General features: G+C 46.5%; 20 protein-coding genes and 1 pseudogene. 17 read left to right on the top strand and 4 right to left on the bottom strand.

Annotated elements, in window-relative coordinates:
• Positions 1 to 57 precede the first annotated feature (57 nt).
• From WH37_RS08775 to WH37_RS08765, 3 genes are all read left to right on the top strand, one after another.
• Positions 58 to 1,218, top strand: a complete 1,161-nt coding sequence (locus WH37_RS08775) for a hypothetical protein (protein ID WP_143088422.1) — start codon at positions 58 to 60, stop codon at positions 1,216 to 1,218.
• 609 nt (positions 1,219 to 1,827) lie between these two features.
• On the top strand, positions 1,828 to 2,304 hold the full coding sequence (locus WH37_RS08770) for a GNAT family protein (RefSeq protein WP_046230142.1): 477 nt from the start codon (positions 1,828 to 1,830) through the stop codon (positions 2,302 to 2,304).
• 3 nt (positions 2,305 to 2,307) lie between these two features.
• Positions 2,308 to 2,964 carry a M48 family metallopeptidase gene (locus tag WH37_RS08765; RefSeq protein ID WP_046230141.1) on the top strand — a complete coding sequence of 219 codons (657 nt, stop codon included), beginning with the start codon at positions 2,308 to 2,310 and terminating at the stop codon, positions 2,962 to 2,964.
• Between the two features lies 1 nt (position 2,965).
• On the opposite strand, the gene WH37_RS08760 is transcribed toward WH37_RS08765, so the two are convergent.
• Positions 2,966 to 4,045, bottom strand: a complete 1,080-nt coding sequence (locus WH37_RS08760; RefSeq protein ID WP_046230140.1) for a saccharopine dehydrogenase family protein — start codon at positions 4,043 to 4,045, stop codon at positions 2,966 to 2,968.
• A gap of 95 nt (positions 4,046 to 4,140) precedes the next feature.
• The gene (locus WH37_RS08755; RefSeq protein WP_046230139.1) at positions 4,141 to 4,461 is read right to left on the bottom strand and encodes an ArsR/SmtB family transcription factor; all 321 of its coding nucleotides are present in this window, start codon (positions 4,459 to 4,461) and stop codon (positions 4,141 to 4,143) included.
• A 241-nt stretch (positions 4,462 to 4,702) separates the two neighbouring features.
• On the opposite strand from WH37_RS08755, the gene sigJ reads away from it, so the two are divergent.
• The 5 genes and pseudogenes from sigJ to WH37_RS34525 all read left to right on the top strand — a co-directional run.
• A complete protein-coding gene (sigJ, locus tag WH37_RS08750; RefSeq protein ID WP_046230138.1) occupies positions 4,703 to 5,578 on the top strand; it encodes an RNA polymerase sigma factor SigJ in 876 nt (291 codons plus the stop codon).
• A gap of 185 nt (positions 5,579 to 5,763) precedes the next feature.
• The gene (locus tag WH37_RS08745) at positions 5,764 to 6,927 is read left to right on the top strand and encodes a YhgE/Pip domain-containing protein (RefSeq protein ID WP_052736888.1); all 1,164 of its coding nucleotides are present in this window, start codon (positions 5,764 to 5,766) and stop codon (positions 6,925 to 6,927) included.
• Positions 6,928 to 6,993: 66 nt separating this feature from the next.
• On the top strand, positions 6,994 to 7,524 hold the full coding sequence (locus WH37_RS08740; RefSeq protein WP_046230137.1) for a PadR family transcriptional regulator: 531 nt from the start codon (positions 6,994 to 6,996) through the stop codon (positions 7,522 to 7,524).
• A 91-nt stretch (positions 7,525 to 7,615) separates the two neighbouring features.
• The gene (locus tag WH37_RS08735) at positions 7,616 to 7,894 is read left to right on the top strand and encodes a Crp/Fnr family transcriptional regulator (protein WP_052736887.1); all 279 of its coding nucleotides are present in this window, start codon (positions 7,616 to 7,618) and stop codon (positions 7,892 to 7,894) included.
• A gap of 187 nt (positions 7,895 to 8,081) precedes the next feature.
• Positions 8,082 to 8,612, top strand: a pseudogene (locus WH37_RS34525) (hypothetical protein); the annotation flags it as partial.
• 23 nt (positions 8,613 to 8,635) lie between these two features.
• On the opposite strand, the gene WH37_RS08725 reads toward WH37_RS34525, so the two are convergent.
• Positions 8,636 to 9,301 carry a TetR/AcrR family transcriptional regulator gene (locus WH37_RS08725; protein WP_046230136.1) on the bottom strand — a complete coding sequence of 222 codons (666 nt, stop codon included), beginning with the start codon at positions 9,299 to 9,301 and terminating at the stop codon, positions 8,636 to 8,638.
• Positions 9,302 to 9,701: 400 nt separating this feature from the next.
• Between WH37_RS08725 and WH37_RS08720 the strand changes: the two genes are divergently transcribed.
• The 3 genes from WH37_RS08720 to WH37_RS08710 all read left to right on the top strand — a co-directional run bounded on the left by WH37_RS08720 (position 9,702) and on the right by WH37_RS08710 (position 12,991).
• Positions 9,702 to 10,481, top strand: a complete 780-nt coding sequence (locus WH37_RS08720; RefSeq protein ID WP_046230135.1) for an SDR family NAD(P)-dependent oxidoreductase — start codon at positions 9,702 to 9,704, stop codon at positions 10,479 to 10,481.
• A 42-nt stretch (positions 10,482 to 10,523) separates the two neighbouring features.
• Positions 10,524 to 11,660 (top strand): SMP-30/gluconolactonase/LRE family protein, encoded by a 1,137-nt coding sequence (locus WH37_RS08715; protein WP_046230134.1) that lies wholly within the window; start codon positions 10,524 to 10,526, stop codon positions 11,658 to 11,660.
• A gap of 266 nt (positions 11,661 to 11,926) precedes the next feature.
• Positions 11,927 to 12,991 (top strand): LLM class flavin-dependent oxidoreductase, encoded by a 1,065-nt coding sequence (locus tag WH37_RS08710; RefSeq protein WP_046230133.1) that lies wholly within the window; start codon positions 11,927 to 11,929, stop codon positions 12,989 to 12,991.
• 96 nt (positions 12,992 to 13,087) lie between these two features.
• Here WH37_RS08710 and WH37_RS08705 read toward each other — a convergent pair whose 3' ends face one another.
• Entirely contained in the window at positions 13,088 to 14,170 is a 1,083-nt protein-coding gene (locus tag WH37_RS08705; protein WP_046230132.1) for a GntR family transcriptional regulator, read from the bottom strand.
• Between the two features lie 189 nt (positions 14,171 to 14,359).
• Here WH37_RS08705 and WH37_RS08700 point away from each other — a divergent pair, with 189 nt between their 5' ends.
• The 6 genes from WH37_RS08700 (at position 14,360) to WH37_RS08670 (ending at position 20,066) form a co-directional block, all read left to right on the top strand.
• On the top strand, positions 14,360 to 15,706 hold the full coding sequence (locus WH37_RS08700; RefSeq protein ID WP_046230131.1) for an ABC transporter substrate-binding protein: 1,347 nt from the start codon (positions 14,360 to 14,362) through the stop codon (positions 15,704 to 15,706).
• 81 nt (positions 15,707 to 15,787) lie between these two features.
• Positions 15,788 to 16,645, top strand: coding sequence for a carbohydrate ABC transporter permease (locus WH37_RS08695; protein WP_046230130.1), 858 nt, complete (start codon positions 15,788 to 15,790; stop codon positions 16,643 to 16,645).
• Positions 16,642 to 17,487: a carbohydrate ABC transporter permease gene (locus tag WH37_RS08690; RefSeq protein ID WP_231594168.1), complete on the top strand. Its 846-nt coding sequence runs from the start codon at positions 16,642 to 16,644 to the stop codon at positions 17,485 to 17,487. Before WH37_RS08695 ends, WH37_RS08690 begins: the two co-directional genes overlap by 4 nt.
• A gap of 22 nt (positions 17,488 to 17,509) precedes the next feature.
• Positions 17,510 to 18,493, top strand: coding sequence for a glycoside hydrolase family 43 protein (locus tag WH37_RS08685; protein WP_046230129.1), 984 nt, complete (start codon positions 17,510 to 17,512; stop codon positions 18,491 to 18,493).
• 402 nt (positions 18,494 to 18,895) lie between these two features.
• Positions 18,896 to 19,456: a nitroreductase family protein gene (locus WH37_RS08675; RefSeq protein ID WP_046230127.1), complete on the top strand. Its 561-nt coding sequence runs from the start codon at positions 18,896 to 18,898 to the stop codon at positions 19,454 to 19,456.
• A gap of 100 nt (positions 19,457 to 19,556) precedes the next feature.
• A complete protein-coding gene (locus tag WH37_RS08670; RefSeq protein ID WP_231594167.1) occupies positions 19,557 to 20,066 on the top strand; it encodes a MarR family transcriptional regulator in 510 nt (169 codons plus the stop codon).
• Positions 20,067 to 20,091 lie beyond the last annotated feature (25 nt).

Raw genomic sequence — 20,091 nt, 5'->3', positions numbered from 1 at the left:
TTCATTCTTAATGAAAGAGATGGGCCAAATATTGATGATCGAAAGGTTGTATTTTCCATGAAACAATCAATTGCTGTTCTGTTAGTTTCTTGTCTATTATTCTTATCATCCAGTGCAAGCGTTTCGGCAGAAAAGTGGAGCAAGCTGCCTACTCCTCAATGGACACAAGGGACTGGCTCTGAATATCTGGAAGTAAAGAGGGACATTCATGTGTTGCCGAACAAAAAAACAGTTTATATGCATATGCAAGATGAAAAAGTTTATACCAAAGTATGGCCTTATGATACTCTGAAGGCTATTGATTTAGACACAGGGAAAATTAAATGGACGTATCATTTTTATAAAGCAGGCATTGGTTATTTTAATACAGAAAATTCTTTTTTATACGCTCCCAATGGAACGGTTTATGCCTACTTTGAATGGGGAAATGTTCTCTTTTCAATTCATGCAAGCGGCAAAGAAAATTGGATGATTCAACTTCCAGAGCAAGGAAAAATGCACTTAATGAAAGATGGCACATTGCTGCATATTGTTTCTACTTCTTCTAAAGCTGGAGAGGAAACTAGTACGGTGTATGGATATAATAAGGAAGGTAAACAAATATTCAAAAAATTAATTAAAGGTACCGTTGCAAAAGTATCGGATACTTTAATTATAGTGGAAAATCATTCGGCATCCTATACCGATTTTAAAGCGGATATCTACAATTCTTCGATGAACAGAGTTTTTCGTTATAGCTTTCCGCAAGGCTCTTATACAGATCTAAGCTATTCTCTGCTGTTATCTAATGGAAATATTATTTTTAGGGCTAATTTGAACAAAACAGGCAATCGTCTCATAGCCCTTTCATCAAAAGGCAAGGTGTTGTGGGGACGTGATATTCCAGGAAACTCAGAGATCGTTGCAGCCGGAGACAATTACATGGTTTACTTAAATAAAACGGTCTCATTGTATAATACTAAGGGACTTGTAGCAAAGCGAACATTTAGTAATTTGAATACTGAAATTCAGATATATCCACTAGCAGAAATAACAGGAGACGATAATATATTATTAAATCTTAGAACAGCTCAATATGTTCTTGATCAGAAAAAATTATCTGTACTTCAAGAGTTCGTATTAAATGATACTGATGCTGAAATCATTTATTATAATGACAATACCGTGTTTTCTCACTTCGAAAAAGCAAATAAAATAGCTAAATATGAATTGAAATAGAATCTATATAAGTTGAACTAAAGAAAGCAATGGGGAGGGGAGAAACGGAGAAAAAGGTTGGAACTGGAGTGAGTAAAGCTATCCAAAGGAAAGCCGCTTCGTAAGCATTTGCTTAGCGTCCGCATTTGTTTTCTTATTTCATCCTCAATGAGGAATAGAAGCAAGAAATCAGAAAACAACAGCGGCCGGAAGTCCAACCTTTCTTGCAGTGGAGACCATGATCCTCATACTAATTAATAGTTCAACTATATAGAAATTATTTAGCTAGTGAAAATTTGTTTCCTAAAGACATGGAGAGATGCTTCCGTGTCTTTTTTTATTTTTTTCAAAATATAAGCATTTATAAGTTGCACTCTTATAATGGGCTTATATTTCATCCTCGAAACGGTAGCTTTACCGCCAGAGGACGGCGACAGCCGTTTACGCTTGAAATATAGGAAAGGATATCCTAACGTTATCCTTTCTCTATATTTCTCGGAATGAAACGCGCCGCGCCGCCAGAGGACGGCGAGAGCCGTTTCACCTTGTTACACCGAGTATGGTATGATAACGGTCACGAGTCAGAGCGACTAACAATATAAGCTTTCAGACAAAAAGGAGATCAAAATCATGTTTACCATTATAGCGAAACCATTTGATAAAGAAATGCAGAACACACTCGGCGAGATTACGACGACCTATCATGCAAGCGAGTTGAGCCAGAAGGACCAATCGGAGCTGCCGGAAAACATTTATGTGATTGAAGCAGAAGAGGCGATGGTCGGCTACGGCGTTATTTGGGAATATGCGAGCGGCAAGCAGCTCATTGAAAAAGCCGAAAAAGATTATTTTAGCGATGACGAAAAATATTTGGAAAAGGACTTTTATATCGATATTAAAAATAAAAAGGATTTTGTTTTTATAGAAGCGCTGGATGTGTTAAAGGAATATGAAGGCAAAGGGCATGCGGCTTCCTTTATCAACTGGCTTAAAGCGAAATATCCCAAAAAGAGAATGTATGTGTACACGCTGGATAAATCGCGCAACTTCTGGTTTAAGCAAGACTTTGAAGTGCTCGGCACGACAGCCTGGATGACCTATAATTAGCCGATGAACATTGAATTTGAAAATCAAACTCTATCGTTTCATGTTGAATACGGCAATCGGGAGAAGAAAATATCGATTCAGATTGAGCCGTCAGGCTTTATCACCGTTAAAGCTCCGAAAGCAGCAAGTGAAGAGGTCATTAAACGGGCAGTCGAGCGGCATGGGAAATGGATTTTGGAGCAAACGCAGCATCTTGCGGAGGCTGCAAAAACGCCCCAAACGAAGCAATACCAAGATAAAGAGAAATTCCTCTACCTTGGCAAAGAGCATTTGCTGCATGAGTTAATGGAGACCGATGGTTTAACAGAGGAGGAGCTTCGAAAAAACCTCAAGAAGTTTTATTTTGCTAGCTGTAAAAAAATAATGGGGGAACGTCTGCCTATTTATCAGGCGCAGCTGAGAATAAAGCCCAAATCCGTTGAGATTGTCGAGTCCACGACGAAGTGGGGAAGCTGCAGCTCAAGCAAGCATTTAACCTTCAACTATCGTTTGGCGATGGCACCAATTGATGTGATTGATTACGTCATTATCCATGAGCTTTGCCATCTGTTCCACATGAATCATGACCGCTCCTTTTGGCGGCGCGTAGGCAGCATTATGCCGGATTATAAAGAAAAAGAACTATATTTGGCCAGATATGGAAGTTTTATGACGCTCTAATTTAGTAGGAGACAAGAACGCCATATTGTTTGAAAAAGTCCATAATCGCAGCAGTATCCATCCGCGAATCCGGCAGGTCTTCTGGATAATAAACGCCGGGAGCGAGCGGTTCGTTTTCTGGCATTAACAGCAATTTCTCGGCTTGGACAGCCGCTCCGAGAGCAGTAAGGTGAGTCTGGCCAAGCGGATCCGTAATGGCGATTCGCCGCTCAGCCGGGCGGCCATTATGGTCACGTCCCTTTAGGTGAATAAGCACATGATGGGCGCTGCCGGTACCTGGATTGTAGAGCAGGCGTTGTCTGAACGAACGGAACCTTTTTCCGCTGATCATTTTCCATATGCCGCTGTTAACGAGTCCCACAAGCAAAGAGGTGGATGCCTTGCTGTCGAAGGTGATGCGGAAGCTGGCTGTATCCATATGGCTGGCCTTAAGCAGGGTCACATGATCGGGGGTGTCAAGCCGATAACATTTTGCCTTATAGCCATTGGGAAATTGGACCTTCACCGGATCGGTCATCGGATGTACAAGGCGGCTTTTTCCCGCTTCCGTAATATGAAAAGGGATCGTCATCCGATCCATATAGGCTGTAGAATCTGGGCCCGCTTTATCCCGCAGGGAGTATAGGGCATGAATATCGACTGCTACGTTCTCAAGCGAATCGGCATGCAGCATAGCGAATAGAGAAGCCGTTCCCGCCATCCAGCCTGAAGATAACACGACAGGGGCATGGAGCTCCACATTTCTCAATTTAGCAGAAGCCTGCTCGAATAACTCCGTCCAGCGCGTAACGTCGATGAACGGGATTTTTCTTCTCACGGCAGCTAGAAGCAGCTTATCCTGCAAATCGTTGACTGCGCTGATGATGAGCGAGATATGCTCGCCTGCATGCTGCAGCGGATCTTCCGCATTCGTATCTACAACGGCAGTATGTACCCGTTCAGACTCAAAGGCTGCGGCTTTCCCCGGAGACCTTCCTCCCAATACAATTTCCAAATCCGCATGCCGATCAAGTAAGATGTGGGCGATCTGCCTGCCAACTTCGCCATATCCCCCAACAATGAGAACTTTGCTTCTTTGCATAAAATGAACCTCCGATTAAATGTTTATACGTTTAAGTTATTCAACATATAGTCGTTTAAAAAAGGAATGTCATCATGCTAGCCTGGATATTGGCACTAGCATTGGCATTCCTCTTCCACGAATTGGACAAGCTGTTTCATAAGCGCAATAGCGTCATTGATTTCAAGCCGATAGTACATTTCAGTTCCTTTTTTCTGAACGGTAAGCAGCCCTGTCTGGCGCAATATTTTCAGATGATGGGATACCGTAGGCCGCGACATTGGAATATGCTCGGCAATTTGCGTGACATTCATACTGTCTTTATCGATAAGCAGCGATATAATTTGCTGGCGAACAGGGTCCCCCAAGCCTTGAAAATAAGGGCTTAAACTTTCAAAAATGTGAATTGCTTTCTGATTGCCGATAAATTCGCTCATGGCTCCACTCCGCTATATGGTTTAATTGTTTAAACGTATTGCTAAGTATAAGCGATTTCCTAAAAAAATTCAAATCAACATGAAATGTCACAAAAAACAGTCGCTCCTCGTTTTATGGTCAAAGGGATAAAAAGGAGACAAAGTGCTTGCTTAGTGCTTAGTGAAGCGTATGGACGCATTATGGGGAGCTTGATATGATCATAACAAGAAATGCCAGTAAGCATAGATGGGGGCATGCGAAGTGACTGAGCTATATGAACGGTACAAAAATCTTTTATTCCGGCTGGCGTACCAGCTCACCGGTTCGGTTTCTGACGCCGAGGACGCTGTTCAGGACGTATTCATTAAACTCCAGCGAGTAGACCCGGAGCGGCTGCAGGAGCCTAAGGCGTATTTATGCAAAATGATTACGAATCATTGCTATGACCTGCTCAAATCTGCGCGCAAACGCCGGGAGCAGTATATCGGGCCATGGCTGCCCGAGCCGATGCAAATGACCATTGATGATGGATTTGAAGCCGTCATGCGCAGCGATTTGCTATCTTATGCGATGCTTGCATTGCTGGAGCGTCTATCTCCAGCAGAGCGGTCGGTATTTGTGCTAAGAGAGGCGCTTTCGTTCGATTACGCTGCAATTGCGGAAATTACGGGCAAAAGTGAAATGAACTGCCGCAAGCTGCTTAGCCGGGCCCGAGGAAAAATGGGTGTTACGGAGCAGGAGCTTGTGGGAGCAGGTGCGGTTAGCGACGAGTGGGCGCAGCAATTTCTCTCAGCTCTGTCCGAGGGCAAGGTGGATACGGTGCTGTCTATGCTTGCCGGAGATGCCGTGCTGCTATCCGATGGAGGCGGCAAGGTGAGTGCCGCTATTCGTCCGATCCAGACGGGCGAGCATGTGGCACGTTTCCTGCTTGGCATCATTCGCAAGGAGGGCCAAGGAGAGAACGATGGCTTCAAGATCGAGATAGCGCAGCTGAAAGGCCAGACCGCCATCATGTTCAAGCAGCAAGAGCGCATAACCTCCGCTGTATTCCTCCATATCAAAAACGAGCTGCTGCAAAATATTTATATTATCCGCAATCCAGATAAGCTGGAGCGAATGAACGAGCAGGCCTTATAACGCAAAATAAAGAGATGGGAAGCAGCCGCTTTCCATCTCTTTTTCTTTTCAGTCTCATAGCTTGCCATAACGGGAACGATCATTGTGAGCTCCATAACAAGCAGAATCTGGAAGCCTTTTACATTGACAGTATACACTAAATTAATTACTCTAATTAAAGTATATAAAACAAAGTATAAGGTGGAGTGGAGCATGAAAGCATTTTTGAAAAACAAAGTCGTCATCGGCGGTATTTTTATGATGGTTTTTTATCAGGTGGCGATGATCGGGATGTTTATGTACGGTACAGCGCCGTACCGAAAAATCTGCCTGATCTCACGGTGGCGATTGTAAGCGAGGACGAGCAGACGGGTGCGCAAATGGTTGAGCAATTGGAAGAACAGCTGCCATTTCATATCAATACCGCTCTTAATCTAGAGCAGGCCAAAGCCGAGCTGGACAATCGAAGCATTCATTTAATCGTTCATATTCCGCAAAATTTCACGCAGCAGCTTTCGCAGCAGGGTGAACAGGCACAATTGGATTTTTTCATGAATGATTCTAATCCGGCGACGACAAGCAGTGCGATGCAAAGCGTGACTGACCAAATTTCCAGCAAAATGGTCGCCCAAATTCAGACGCAAAGCTTTGAAGGCCTGTTGCAAAATATGCAGCTGCCAGAGGATCAGGCGAAGCAGATGGTGGAAGGCGTCATGACCAAAGTAGCTCCCAATATGGTTGTGACCAACCCGAAGCCTGCCGGCATGCACAACCAGATGGCATCTATGTTTCTGGCGATGGCTGGTTATGTTGGGGCAATGATTTATTCGATGATTAGTGTTGGCGCTTTGCAGCAATTGAAAGGGCAGCTGGGCAAATGGAAAGCATTTTTTGGTTTGCAGGGCCTTAATGCTCTGCTAGCCTTAATCGTTCCGCTTATTGGCTTGACTATTTATTTCTCCATTCATGGCTATGGTGCTGAAACGTTTATCAAAGTCTGGATGGTACACGCCCTTGAATTATTTACAGCTATTTCGTTTACGAGCATCTTTTGTATGCTAGCCGGCCAAGCGGGCATGCTGCTTAATATGCCGCTGCTGCTGTCGCAGACCATCGCCGGCGGAGCGATGATGCCGCAGGAAATGATGCCAGGCTTGTTCAAAGCAATCAGTTACATTTCCCCGATGTTTTATACGATTCAGCTGGATTACAACCTGCTCTTCGGCGGGGGGCAGACGTCAAAGTATTTGCTTGGACTCGCGCTAATTGGCGCTGGAGCATTGCTGATCAATACGCTGATTCACCAATTTAAAGGGGTTAAGACAACGAACGAAGAAAATACGCCTGCAGCGCAGCCGCAATTCATGTAAAATAAAAGGGTTGGCAGGCTGTCTAGCAGCTTGTCAGCCCTTTAAGCTAGTTATGGAGGCGATGCAATGACCTTGCAAATTTTTATTCTTGGAACGTTGAGCGAAGCGGAGAGCCATCCGTATGATATAAAAAAACGGTTGCTTAAGTCGCTCGGCAATACGATTCCTATAAACGACGGAACGCTGTATTACCAATTTGATGTGCTGCAAAAAAAAGGGCTCATTCAAAAGCTTGAGGTCGTCCAGTCAGACAATCGTCCAGAAAAGACGACTTACGGCATTACAGACAAAGGCCTCAAAGCGCTGGAAACTGAAATTTATGCCGCTTATCAAAACGTCACGAGCATATCTGCTTTATATGCTACGCTTTTTTATTTGGACAAGATTGATAAAAACAAGCTGGCTTATTTGATTGAGGAAGCGATTGACAAGCGCCAGGATAAACTCAAGTTGATCGAGGATACGGATCTGGATACGCTGCAAATTCCGCAGGAGAAGCAACAGCCGCTTGAACTGCTGACCGACCACGCCTACCATTCGATTCAGAGCGACGTTGCTTGGCTTAAGAAGCTGCTCGTTTATGTGCGAAGCGAGTAGAGCCCATAGTGGATAAAATCCAATACTTGTCGCAATTTAACTTGCTTCATTCGTTGTCGATGGAAGATTTAATCGAGATGGAATGAACGGCATGAGCCAGTTGACGCAGCATTTGGCGCTCGGGAACCTGCATGATAAAATTTTGCATGCGCTTATGCGGCTCGGCAAGGACTTCGGGCTTATAAGCGCTGGTGAATTTGATAAAATTAATTTTCCGCTCTCTCATCAGGAAATTGCCCATCTCGTTGGCGCTAGCCGGGAATCAGTAACTATCGCGCTTCAAGAGCTCGCTAAAGAAGGATTCATCAGCACCGGTTTTAGAACAGTTTGCATCCACAAAGGCAAGCTTCTGGAGCGTCCGGCAACTTAGCTGCAAAAACAAAAGCTGTAAGCTGCCTTACAGCTTTACCGTTTCCTTATAGCGTATTTTATAAAGAGCAGCCTGCCTTGAAGGCATTATCGGCCATTACCCGACGATGCGTACTGGCACGCTGCTATTTTTAAAAGGAAAGGGAGAGTTTCATGGATACCGAAACGCTGATACCTGTGCATTCAGCGAGCGTAAAATCATGAAGGTCATTCCAGCAATTGCCGGAGAATGGCTTACATGGTTTGAAGGCAAAGGCGCTGCGGAGCGATCCGGCCTTTACGAGGCGCTGGCGGGCCACCGCTCGGATAGTGTCCGCTGCTGGGCCGCATACATCATCGGGCTCGATGCCCAATTGAGCTTGGAGCAAAAATTGGCGGGCATCCGTCCGTATGCTGCAGATCATCATTTTGGCGTGCGCGAAATAAGCTGGGTAACAGATGCCGATGCAAATATTCGAAGGTTTGCCATCGAAGCTACGCGTCCGGTGGGCGTATGGGCCAAGCATATTGCGGCTTTAAAGGAAGAGCCTGCTCCTGTTTTGCCGCTATTGGAGGCGGTTTGTTCCGACCCGGCAAAATATGTGCAGGATTCTGTGAGCAACTGGTTGAATGACGGCGAATCAAAAATAAAAAGTGAAAAGCCGCCAGTCCCGTTTGGGATTGGCGGCTTTTTACGCTGGAATAAGGATGTCTGCTTGATCACCTGGCAGCTTGACTGACTGCTAGGTGACTGGGTTCAAGCTTAGCTGTCCTGCTTAGCAAACAATGTACTGGATAATAGGGAGAGCGTTTGCTGATAGGTGGCGTAGGCGGATGGGACATCACCCAAATGCCCGCCCATTTGCAGATGGATGACCCCGTGGAGAGCGCCCCAGACGAGGCGGACAATTTCTACGGTATCCGCTGGTGCCGACGCCGATAGGAGACCTTGCTGCTGGGCGCTGCCGACTACATATATCAATTGCCGCATAGCCGTTACGGTGCCCTGCAAGCTTTCCTCATCCGGCTTGAAATCGCCGAAAGCCCCGCCAAACATTAGCTTGTAATAGCTGGTGTAGCGCTGTGCAAACTGCCAGTAAGTTTCGCCTAAAGCGAGCAAATGCTCCCTAGGGTCAGCCAGAGCAGGCGTTGCTTCAAACTCGCGAGCCATTATTTTACAGCCATCGAGATATAGCTGCTGGGCAAGTCCCTCTTTGTTGACAAACAAGCTGTAAATAATTTTGGTGGAGCAGCCCATTTTCTGCGAAACTTTACGAACGGTAACCGCCTCTGGGCCTTCCTCCTGCAAAATAGTGGCCGCAGCGTCTACGACGAGCTTGCGGAGATTTTCTGTATTTTGCAGTCGTGCTTCCTGATAGGTTTTCAGCTCGCGCTTGTCCTTGTTGACAGAATGTTCCTGTTCACTCATCTTCATCACCTTCGTCTCGAATAACCTGTTTTTGAAAAGAAACAGAGTTTCCCATTTGCATACCCAAATTCTATACAGGCGATGAAGCCTTGTCAATGAGGAGCATATGGGACGGTTAATGAAAACGCTAGAGAAAATGAATTATAAAATGGCGTTGCTGAATGCGCAGGACAAGGCTTTTGACAAGCTGCCGTAGTCCCTTTATAGCCGTCATCAGAGCAAGTTAGATAAAAAAACATTGACATCATTATGAAGTCAGATTACTATGATTCTATACAGAAACACTGTTACCAATTGGGCGGCCTACTCGTTCTAACCCAAAAGTAATCGTGCTTATTTTTAAAAGATTGGTAACAGTGTTTCTTGAAAAATACATTGTATATAAACAGGAGGACTTTATATGAATCTTCAAGGGAAATGGACGCTCGTCACTGGAGCATCGTCCGGTATCGGCGAGCAATTCGCCAGACAATTAGCGGAGAAAGGCAGCCACTTGGTGCTCGTAGCGCGGTCGGAGAGCAAGCTGAATAATCTGGCGTCGGAGCTTAGCAAGAAGCATGGTATTCAAGCAAAGGTCATTGCGCTTGATCTATCCAAGGAGAGTGCGCCGAGCGAGCTGTATCAGCAATGCCAGCAGCTGAAGGTGGATATAGAACTGCTTATTAATAATGCAGGCTTTGCTACGCATGGTTTGTTCGAGCAAGTATCGGGTGAGCGCCAGCATGAGGAAATCATGCTCAATGTTGCGGCGGTAGTGAGCCTGACACATCTGTTTTTACCAAGCATGCTGCGCAGAAATTCGGGTACCGTCATTAATGTAGCTTCCACTGCTGGCTTTCAGCCGCTTCCTTATATGGCCGTCTACGGGGCGACGAAAGCTTTCGTCTTATCGTTTACGGACGCTCTATCGTGGGAAAATCGCGAACGCGGCGTGAAGTTTTTTGCCTTCTGTCCCGGCTCGACCGATACGGATTTCTTTAAGGTCGTAGGCACGGAATCCGCCTCCGTCGGGAAAAAAGATACGCCGGAAAGAATCGTCAAGCTGGCGCTGCGCAAGCTGGCGCAAGGCAAGACCTATTTTGTACCGGGTATGCAAAATTATATGGGAGCACAGCTGTCGCGGTTCGTAACGCGCAAGCAGTCGCTACGGATCGTAGGCGGCATGCTCAAGCCGCGCTAATCATGCATCAGCCATCATCATAATCATAAGGGAGATATTCAAATGACATCTACATCGAGAAAAACGAATGCTAGCTCTAGACGCAAAATCATCAGCAGGGTGGGCTTATCCCTTTTAGGGCTGCTCGTGGCAGGAGCGCTGGTCTTTATGGTTATGCCATCCCCAGTCGAGCCGGTAAAATGGGTCGCGCCAACCGCGCCTTCTTTCGAGGCGGAAGGGCCGTGGCAGCAGAACGACAAGCTCAGCTCCGCCCAGCTGGTTACGGATGCCCCGCATTTTCCGGAATTCATTACCTTTGATAAGGAAGGACAGCTTTATACAGGGGATTCCGACGGTAAAATCTATAAAGTTCCTTTCGATGCGCAGGGCAATCCCGGGCAGGCAGAAGTGTTTGCAGATACGCAAGGAACACCCAATGGCATGATGTTTGATGCTAACGGGAATCTCATTGTGACCGATGTGCAGAAAGGATTGCTTTCGGTATCGCAGACAGGGAGCATAGAGGTGCTTGCCGATTCAGTGGACGGCGAGCCGATTTATTTAGCTAATGAGCTCGATATCGCGAAGGATGGCACGGTTTATTTTTCCGATACGTCGAATTATGGCAAGGTGACCTTCAAGGAAATGGCGGAAAACAAGCCGCATGGACGGCTGCTCAAATATGATCCGGCGACGAAGCAAACGTCAGTGCTGCTGGAAGGACTTTATTTTGCCAATGGAATTGCGCTGTCGGCAGATGAGGAGTATGTGCTGGTGGCAGAGTCGTACCGCTATGAGATGACCCGATATTGGCTTACGGGCGAGAAGCAGGGGACGGCGGATATTTTTGCTGAAAATATGGCGGGCTTCCCGGACAATGTGACGCGTGATGCGCAAGGCAACTTCTGGGTTGGCATTTTCACGACCCGCCTAGCGTTTGTTGATCAAATGCACAGCAGTCCGTGGCTGGCTGGCCTGATGGCTAAAGTGCCGCAAGCGCTGCTTAATGGCGCCAGTGCCCCGGTGAAGCATGGGCTTATTGCCAAATACAGCCCGCAAGGGGAGCTGCTCGAAAGCTGGCATGACCCGGCAGGCACGCTTTATGGCATAACGACAGCGGTTAATCATAATGGCTATTTATATATCGGGACGGCGCCGGGCGGCAGCGAAGGCGTGTATCGCGTACCTTTGTCCCAGTAAAAATCAGAAGAGCCCCGACTTATCTGCGAGCCCATTGCGGCGGCGGAAAAGTCGGGGTTTTACAAATCCAAGTTGGAGGTCAGAAGCTATGTTGAAAAATGTTTCAAAGAGCGGCTAGTTTTCGTATTTATTATTTAAATTGGAAAATCAATAATCTCTATTAGACGGCAGCAGGAAACAGGTGATAAGGTGAATTTAACTTAATTCATATTATAATCATGTGAATAGTAGAATATTGACTTTTTATCCTGAGAGGAGCAACAAGCATGAAATTTGCTTTATTCAGCTTGCTGATGAATATTCCCAATGCCGTCACTGGAGAGGCGCTCACAACGCAGCAAAAATTTCAAAATGTGCTGAATCAGGCGGTGCTGGCAGAAAAGCTTGGCTTTGACGCTTATGGAGTGGGAGAGCGGCATGGCACGCCGTTTTTGTCCTCGTCACCTCCGGTCATCCTCACTGCAATTGCCGCCAGAACGTCGCACATTCGTCTGCTCACGACGGTTACCGTATTAAGTGTGCTTGATCCGGTGCGTGTAGCCGAGGATTATGCGACGCTGGATCATCTGTCCGGCGGGCGGCTGGAGCTGATTATTGGCAAGGGCAATGATCCGCGGCATTATCCGCTGTTTGGCATTACGGAGGAGGAGCAGTGGGAGTCAATGGCGGAGCGGTATGGACTGCTTAATCGGCTATGGACAGAGGAAAATGTAAGCTGGGAAGGCCGTTACCGCACTCCGCTCGACAAGGTGACGACGCAGCCGCGCCCTTTCCAAGCGCGCATTCCAATCTGGCATGGCAGCGCATCAAGCCCTTTATCGACGGAGCTGGCGGCTAAATACGGCGAGCCGATTTTTTCCTCCAACAGCTTCCATCCACAGGCGAAATATAAGGCGCTGATCGATCATTACCGGGAGCGTTGGGCGTTTTATGGACATGATCCGAAGGATGCGGTCGTTGGCTCGGGAGCCGGCAGCTTATATTTGGCCGACACGAATGAAGAGGCGATTCGGCGCTATCGCCCCTATTATAACGCGTTTCAGTCAACGGATTCTGCGAAGCATAATCAATCGCCGTTCAAAGATCTGGAGGATAATATTACGAATGGGCCAGCCCTTGTCGGCAGTGCGGAGCATGTGATTGAGAAGATTTTGGATTATCATCAAGCGTTTGGGCATGAGGTGCTGAGCATAAGCGTGGATGGACTGACGGAGGCAGAGCAGCGCGAGCAGATGGAGCGTTTTGCCGCTGATGTGATTCCGGTATTAAAGCGGGAAATTCCAAGCAAGGTTTGGGAGGGCAAACCGTTATTCTCGTATCAGAAGGTCTGATAGCCAGGCAATCCTGCAACGTTGTGCCGTCAAAGATGAAGCCAAGAGGAAATTCCTCTTGGCTTTGCGCCGTTTGTAACAGACTTCCTTTCATTACTAAGGTAGCTGGTCATTTAAGATAAGCTCTACTTCAATGACGGTTTGCTGCGGCAAATATTCTCCCTCCATTTGCGATTTTAGCAAGGTGACAGCTGCTTGGGCTAGCAGATTCTCGTTTTGGCTGACATAGGAAATACCCGGAAGGTCGGGATTATCGAAGGAGACGATTTCGGTTTCCCTGCGGTCAAGCTTCCCAAGCGATTGATAGGCAATTTGAGCCGTTTCAGCGGATAAGGCATAGATAGCACTCACCTCGGGATGAAGGTTCAGGAAGGCGGTTACGTATGGCTCGGCCTGATCTGTGCGTAAAATATCGAGCGGAACATGGCACCACAGTGTTTTGTCAATGGAGATACGTCTATCGATATATGCTTTCTCAAAGCCCAGTGTGCGGTCTTCAATCGCTGTATTCGTATTATCGGGTGAGATTAGAGCAATATTCTGATGCCCTTTGCTTAATAAATAATTGATCGTCTCGTAGGACCCAGCTGCATTATCTGAAATAATTTGATAAGTATCAATGTTTCGCAGGTAACGGTCAATAAATACAAAGGGAAACTTATCGAGCGATAATCGCAGCAAGGATTCGTTGTATTTCTCGTCCTCGGTAGGGAAAACGATAATTCCCTTTACCCCGATTTCAGTCAATTTGTTAATCGCTTTTGACTCTTCCACAGAGGATTCCCTCGTAATATGCAAAATCGTCTGGTACCCCGCTTCCTTCGCATGAAGCTCTACGTAATCTACCAGCTTTTGAATGACCTTCGTCTTCAGGGTAGGAATGATAAACCCAATAATGTCATTCATGCCGTCTGCAGGCGAGCGGCTTTGCAGCTCCGAATTCACGCTGAGAGCCTCATCGTTCACTTGAGCGACGAATGTGCCCTTCCCTTGAATACGGGTGATCAGTCCTTCTTCCGCCAGAGAGATCAACGCATTTTTCACCGTAATTTTGCTGACCCGGAATTCATCCATAATTTCTTGCTCGGATGGCACTCTGTCCTTATAGCGCAATTCGCCTGTTAAAATCCGCTCTCTGTAATAGCTTTGTATTTGTTTGTATAAAGGCAATTTGCCCATTGGCGCCACCTCAAAAGGAATGATAATTATAATATATCATCAAAATAGAGGGAGTTAAAAGAAAAATATAATTAAGTGATTTTTATAACCAATTGGATATATAATATCGTTATTTTTTATTCTATAATCCAAATAGAAAGCGGTTACAATTTGAAAAACCCATTCATAACTAAAGCGGAGGTCAAAAAAATGAGAAAAGCGAAAGCATTATCAATGGCAAGCACCTTGTTTTTGGCAGTAACGATGTTATCTGGTTGTGGAAGTGCGAGCAATGGCAATGAGGATTCCTCCCAGACAGGTGCATCCCCATCGGAGCAGGCGTCCGCTCCTGCTAAAACAGACGCTGGTGAGAAAGTTACGCTGAGCGTCGTTCACTACATGGTTGAGAAGCCGAAGGTGGATACCTTCAAGAAGCTGACAGACAAATTCACTGAGCTGAATCCAAACGTAAGCTTCGATATTTCGGTTATGCCGGTAGATAAATACAACGATAACATTAAGTTGAAAGTCAGTGCAGGAGATACGCCTGACATTATATTTGGACGCCCTGCAGGCATGGTCGATATGACGAAGGCCGGAGCCTTCCTGGATGTCACGAATGAAGCTTTTGTTAAAAGGGTTGATCCAGCCTATATTCCAAATGTCACTTATGAAGGCAAGGTATACGGTTTGCCGATTGATTTGATGACGAATGCCGTCATTTACAACAAGGATTTATTTAAAGAGGCAGGCGTTGAGGTGCCGAAAACCTATTCGGAGCTGCTGAAGGCCGCCGAGACACTGAAATCCAAAGGCATTACGCCATTTGCAGCCTCATGGAAGGACGGAGCTTCCTACATGAGCTTTATGTGGCCAGACATGTGGGGGACGCTGCTTGTGAATAACCCCGATTATGCGAGTAAAATTATAGCTGGCGAAAAAAGCTTCTCGGACGTTCCTGGCTACAAGGACTTCCTGCAGCGGGTAAACCAGCTTAGCGCCTATGCGAACAGCGACGCCAAGGATATCGATTATGACCGTTCGCTGCAATATTTTGCACAAGGCAAAGCAGCGATGGATATTATGGGCAGCTTTGCGATTGGCAGCATTCGCAGTTACAATCCGAGCGGCAATTTCGGAGTGTTTATGTACCCGGCGACTGATAATCCAGAAGACAACTACATGACGTATTCCACGGATGACACATGGATGATCGGGGCCAAGTCGGCGAATATCGAGACGGCGAAAAAATTCTTTGATTTTATGGCTTCCGATGAGGGAGCGCAAATTTGGGCGGATGGCGTACAGACCATCAGCACTATATCCAAAGATATTAAACCAGCGCAGCAGGATCCGATCTCGGCTGAGTTCCAAGCCGTCTTCCAATCCGGGAAAATTGTCAACAATCAGGTGAAACCGCTTTGGTACGGCCAATATGACGATACATGGCAAAAGGTGATGACCTTCTTCCTCGTTACCGATCCTGCCGAGCGCAATGTGGATGAGACGATTAAGAAGCTGGACGATGGCTTTGCAAAAATCAATAAAATGAATTAACAGCTCTAGCTTTTCGGCGCTTGAATGGCATGGGGGCGCCGAGAAGCTCTACATTCTTAATAAATATTTGGCGGTGAGTGGATGAAGAGACTATATAAAAACAACCTCGTAACCTTTACGTTCCTGATTCCGGCTCTTTTATTTTTTTCTTTAGTTGTCATTTTCCCCTTTTTCCGCGGGCTGAACATTGCGTTTACCAATTGGGATGGCATCAGCCCAACCTATGACTATGTTGGCTTGCGCAACCTCAAGCTGCTGTTCAGCGACACCGATGCTATCGAGCCGATTAAAAATACGTTGTTTTTCGCTTTTTCCACGACTTTTCTCGTGAACGTATTGGGTCTTTTGCTAGCCGTGGCGCTCAATACCAAATTCAAAGGGGTCAACCTGTTAAAGACGTTCATTTTTATGCCGATGGTCATCAGCCTTGTGTTGGCCTCCATTATTTGGCGCTATATTTACAGTGATATTTATCCGATTTTATTCCACACCGATAGCGGTCTGCTTGGCAATCCTTCAACTGTCATGCTGGGCATTGTCATCATTGCTGTTTGGAAAGAGGTTGGTCTTGCGATGGTCATCTATTATGCGGGCCTGCAAACCATTCCCAAAGACATGTATGAATCGGCCCGTATTGATGGAGCTGGCATCGTACAGCAGTTCCGCAGCATTACAATCCCATTGCTGATGCCTGCCTTTACGTATTGCATTCCTTTGTGGCTCGGTACGGGCTTGAGGCAATTTGATTACTCAATGGTTGCGACAAAAGGTGGTCCAGGGACGTCTTCCCAGACGATGGCTATGTATGTTTACAATTATGAATTCCCTTATTTCAAGGCAGGCTACGGGCAGATGTCCGCCATTGTGCTTTTCGCGTTCATTCTCTTTATTACAGTTCTCGTTACCCGCTATTTCCGCAGAAGGGAGGTGGAATATTGAACACATCGCGAGCTACCAAGCCGTTTAAATGGGTGGAACGAATTCGCATTGCTATCCTTTATGCAATTGGCCTGCTGTTCTTGTTCCCCTTCTATATCGCAATCGTCTATTCCATTAAGACGCCGATGGAGACGGCCGAAAGTCCGCTCAGCTTTCCCAAGCACATTTCATGGAGCAATTATGCGGATGCTATTGAAGCCTCCAACTTTTTCCTCGCGCTTCGCAACAGTGTTGTGACAACGTCGGCGACGGTTGCTCTGACGATTCTCGTCTGCTCCATGGGAGCCTACGTCATTGCCCGAAACAATAACCGCTTTTATTCGTTTTTCTATTATTTATTTATGTCGAGCATTATGCTGCCGTTTCAGGTGCTGATGTTTCCGCTGTACAAAACCTGGGCGGACCTTCATATTCTGAATACGCTGCCGGGGCTCATCACCTCGTTGACGGGCGTGCAAATCGGTTATTTTTGCTTCCTTTATGTAGGGTTCATCAAGACGGTTCCAAGGGAGCTGGAAGAATCGGCTTTGCTGGACGGAGCTTCACGTTATCGAACGTTTTTTAGTATTATTTTTCCACTCCTCAAGCCTATTAACATGACGATCATCGTACTTAGCGCCCTGGGGGCGTGGAACGATTTCGTTGTTTCTATGGTGCTTGTGCAGAAAAAGGCGGTTTCCACGCTGCCGCTCGTGCAATTCCAGTTTTTCGGCGAATATACGTCTCAGGTGAATATGGCATTCGCAGCTATTATCCTGTCCATGATTCCTATTATGATCTTCTACGGATTCGCTCAGCGCTATATTATTGGCGGCGTAACGGCGGGCGCGGTAAAAGGCTAACGACGAAAAGAGGCTCACAACGATGAAAGATGCGGCTAACACAGTAAATAAACAGCTTTTTCCTAATCCCTTTATCGAACAAAGAGCGGACCCGTGGATTTACCGGCATGCTGACGGGTATTACTATTTTACAGCATCCGTGCCTGAATTCGACCGGATTGAGCTGCGCAGGGCAAAGGTGCTGACTGGTCTTGCCGAAAGTACGCGAGTCGTTGTATGGACGAAGCCGAGCATTGGGCCAATGAGCGCTCTAATCTGGGCGCCGGAAATTCATTTCATTGAAGAAAAATGGTATATCTATTTCGCGGCGGCACCTTCCGAGGAAATCGTTGACGGCTTGTTCAACCATCGCATGTTTGTCCTTGAAAATGCTTCGTCCAATCCGCTGGAAGGCAAATGGACGGAGAAGGGACAAATCCATACCGCCTGGGACACGTTCGCGCTTGATGCGACCAGCTTCTCTCATAAAGGCAAGCAGTATCTGGTTTGGGCGCAGAAAGCGCCGCATATTGCAGGCAATTCCAATTTGTACATTTCAGAGCTGGAAAATCCTTGGACGCTTCGCGGCGAGCAGGTGCTTCTGACGAAGCCTGAGTTTTCTTGGGAAATCATAGGTTTCAAGGTGAACGAAGGGCCTGCGGTGCTATCGCGAAACGGCAAGCTGTTTATCACATATTCCGCAAGCGCAACGGATCATCATTATTGCCTGGGACTTCTGACAGCAGATGCGGACTGTGATCCGCTTGATGCTGCTGCTTGGAGCAAATCTCCGCAGCCGGTATTTCAGACGAGCGAGCGGACAAGGCAATACGGACCTGGACATAACTGCTTCACGGTTGCGGAGGACGAGTTGGAGGATGTGCTTGTCTATCATGCGCGGAGCTATAAGGAGATTGTGGGCAATCCGCTGTATGACCCCAATCGCCATGCCAGGTTGAAGAAAATCGACTGGGACGAGGATGGGAATCCGGTATTCGGAGAGCCGGCAGCTGACGATCCTTCCTAATTTAAGACGATACACAAACAAACGCAAATGCCTCAGTAATGATCAAAAAATGAAGTTAGCCAGGGAATGTCTTCAAACAGAGCGGTTTATAAACGATGATAGGGAAAAACAGGCTCAACCGCCTAAAACGGCTGGATACGCATTATCACCCCCTTCGTTTAGTGTGCTATCGGTTTGAAGACACTTCCTGGTTTTTTTCGATTGCGAAATGGGGCGATAGGTTTTGGCGCGGCGACCATTTTCAACCCTTCATTGACGAATGGCAGATGGTTGTGATTAAATTGTTTCAAGGGAAACAATATTCATGGGGATTGCGGAATTTGATTCTCTTCCTGTATTTATATGGTTTCCTTTGAAACAAAATTACTGGAGCGAAAAATAAAATGAAAGAAGGGCATTTCGATGAGCATCGCGGTTACGATTCGGGAAAGAAGGAGTATTCGGCAGTTTAACGAAAAACCGATTGCGCCGGATATGCTGCTCCAATTGTTAAATGATGCTGTGTGGGCACCCAATCATGGGCTGCGGGAGCCTTGGCGCTTTATCGTAGCCGAGCGCATGGAGGCGAAAGTCAGGCTGGTCGATCTAATGATGGAATCGATGGGCCATCTGAAGCGCCTTAAGCTAATGCCGGGAAAGTTGAAGCAAATGATGAAGCTAAATTACAGCAAAATCCCTGCGTATTTAATTGTCGTGATGAAAGCAGACAAGGATGCGCATAAGCAAGAGGAGGATTATGGGGCTGTCAGCTGCCTCATTCAAAATTTTCAACTGCTCGCTTGGGAGCAAGGGATCGGGATGGTTTGGTCGACGCTCGAATGTATCCATTCTCCTATATTTTGTGAAGGGTTAGGCGTCAAGTCGGGCGAGCGTATTGTTGGTATACTGCTTATGGGCTATTACGATAAAATTCCGAAAGCAAAGCCGCGTACGCCTGCTGAAAAGAAACTGACCGTCCTGTGACCCGTTGCTGCGGCACATTTATTATTGATCAAATTGTTTCATTTGAAACAATTTATGCGCTATAATGAAGGGAGTGAAGCTGACAAAGGATGGGTTAAGGATGGAAACATATCAAATGAACAAGCAATATGTATACGAACTTCTTATAAAGCTGCTGCATCAGCAGGAGCAGTTCGAGCAGGAGGAAGGCAGCCTGTTTTTACAGCAGCTGCGCAACAGCATTGAATTTGATACGCCGCTTAATATGACGGAAATTCATGTAGTATCCTGCATCGGGCAGCACGAGCCGCTTAATTTGACGGCAATTGCCGATAAAATGGTGCTGAGCAAAGGAAACGTCTCCAAGGTGACGACTCGGCTTTTGAAAAACGGCTGGGTACGTAAAACGCAATTAAACGACAATAAAAAGGAAGTTTTTTTTCGTCTGACCTCACCAGGCAAGCAATTGTATGCCATTCATGAAGAGCTGCATGACAAGGTGCAGGCGCAATTTATGGGGATTTTGCATGCCTATAACGAGGCTGAGCTTGAAGTGGTCAAACGGTTTTTGTTGGATTTGATCGGTTTTTATGAGCATAGCATTGCGGAGATAACGGAGCAGACATTATGAATGATCAATGGAGAGGTGTGACTAA

Origin of the sequence: Paenibacillus algorifonticola, assembly GCF_000971975.1 — a bacterium.
GTDB lineage: Bacteria > Bacillota > Bacilli > Paenibacillales > Paenibacillaceae > Pristimantibacillus > Pristimantibacillus algorifonticola.
Note: the sequence above shows the minus strand (reverse complement) of the source record. Positions and strands in the feature narration are given on the sequence as shown.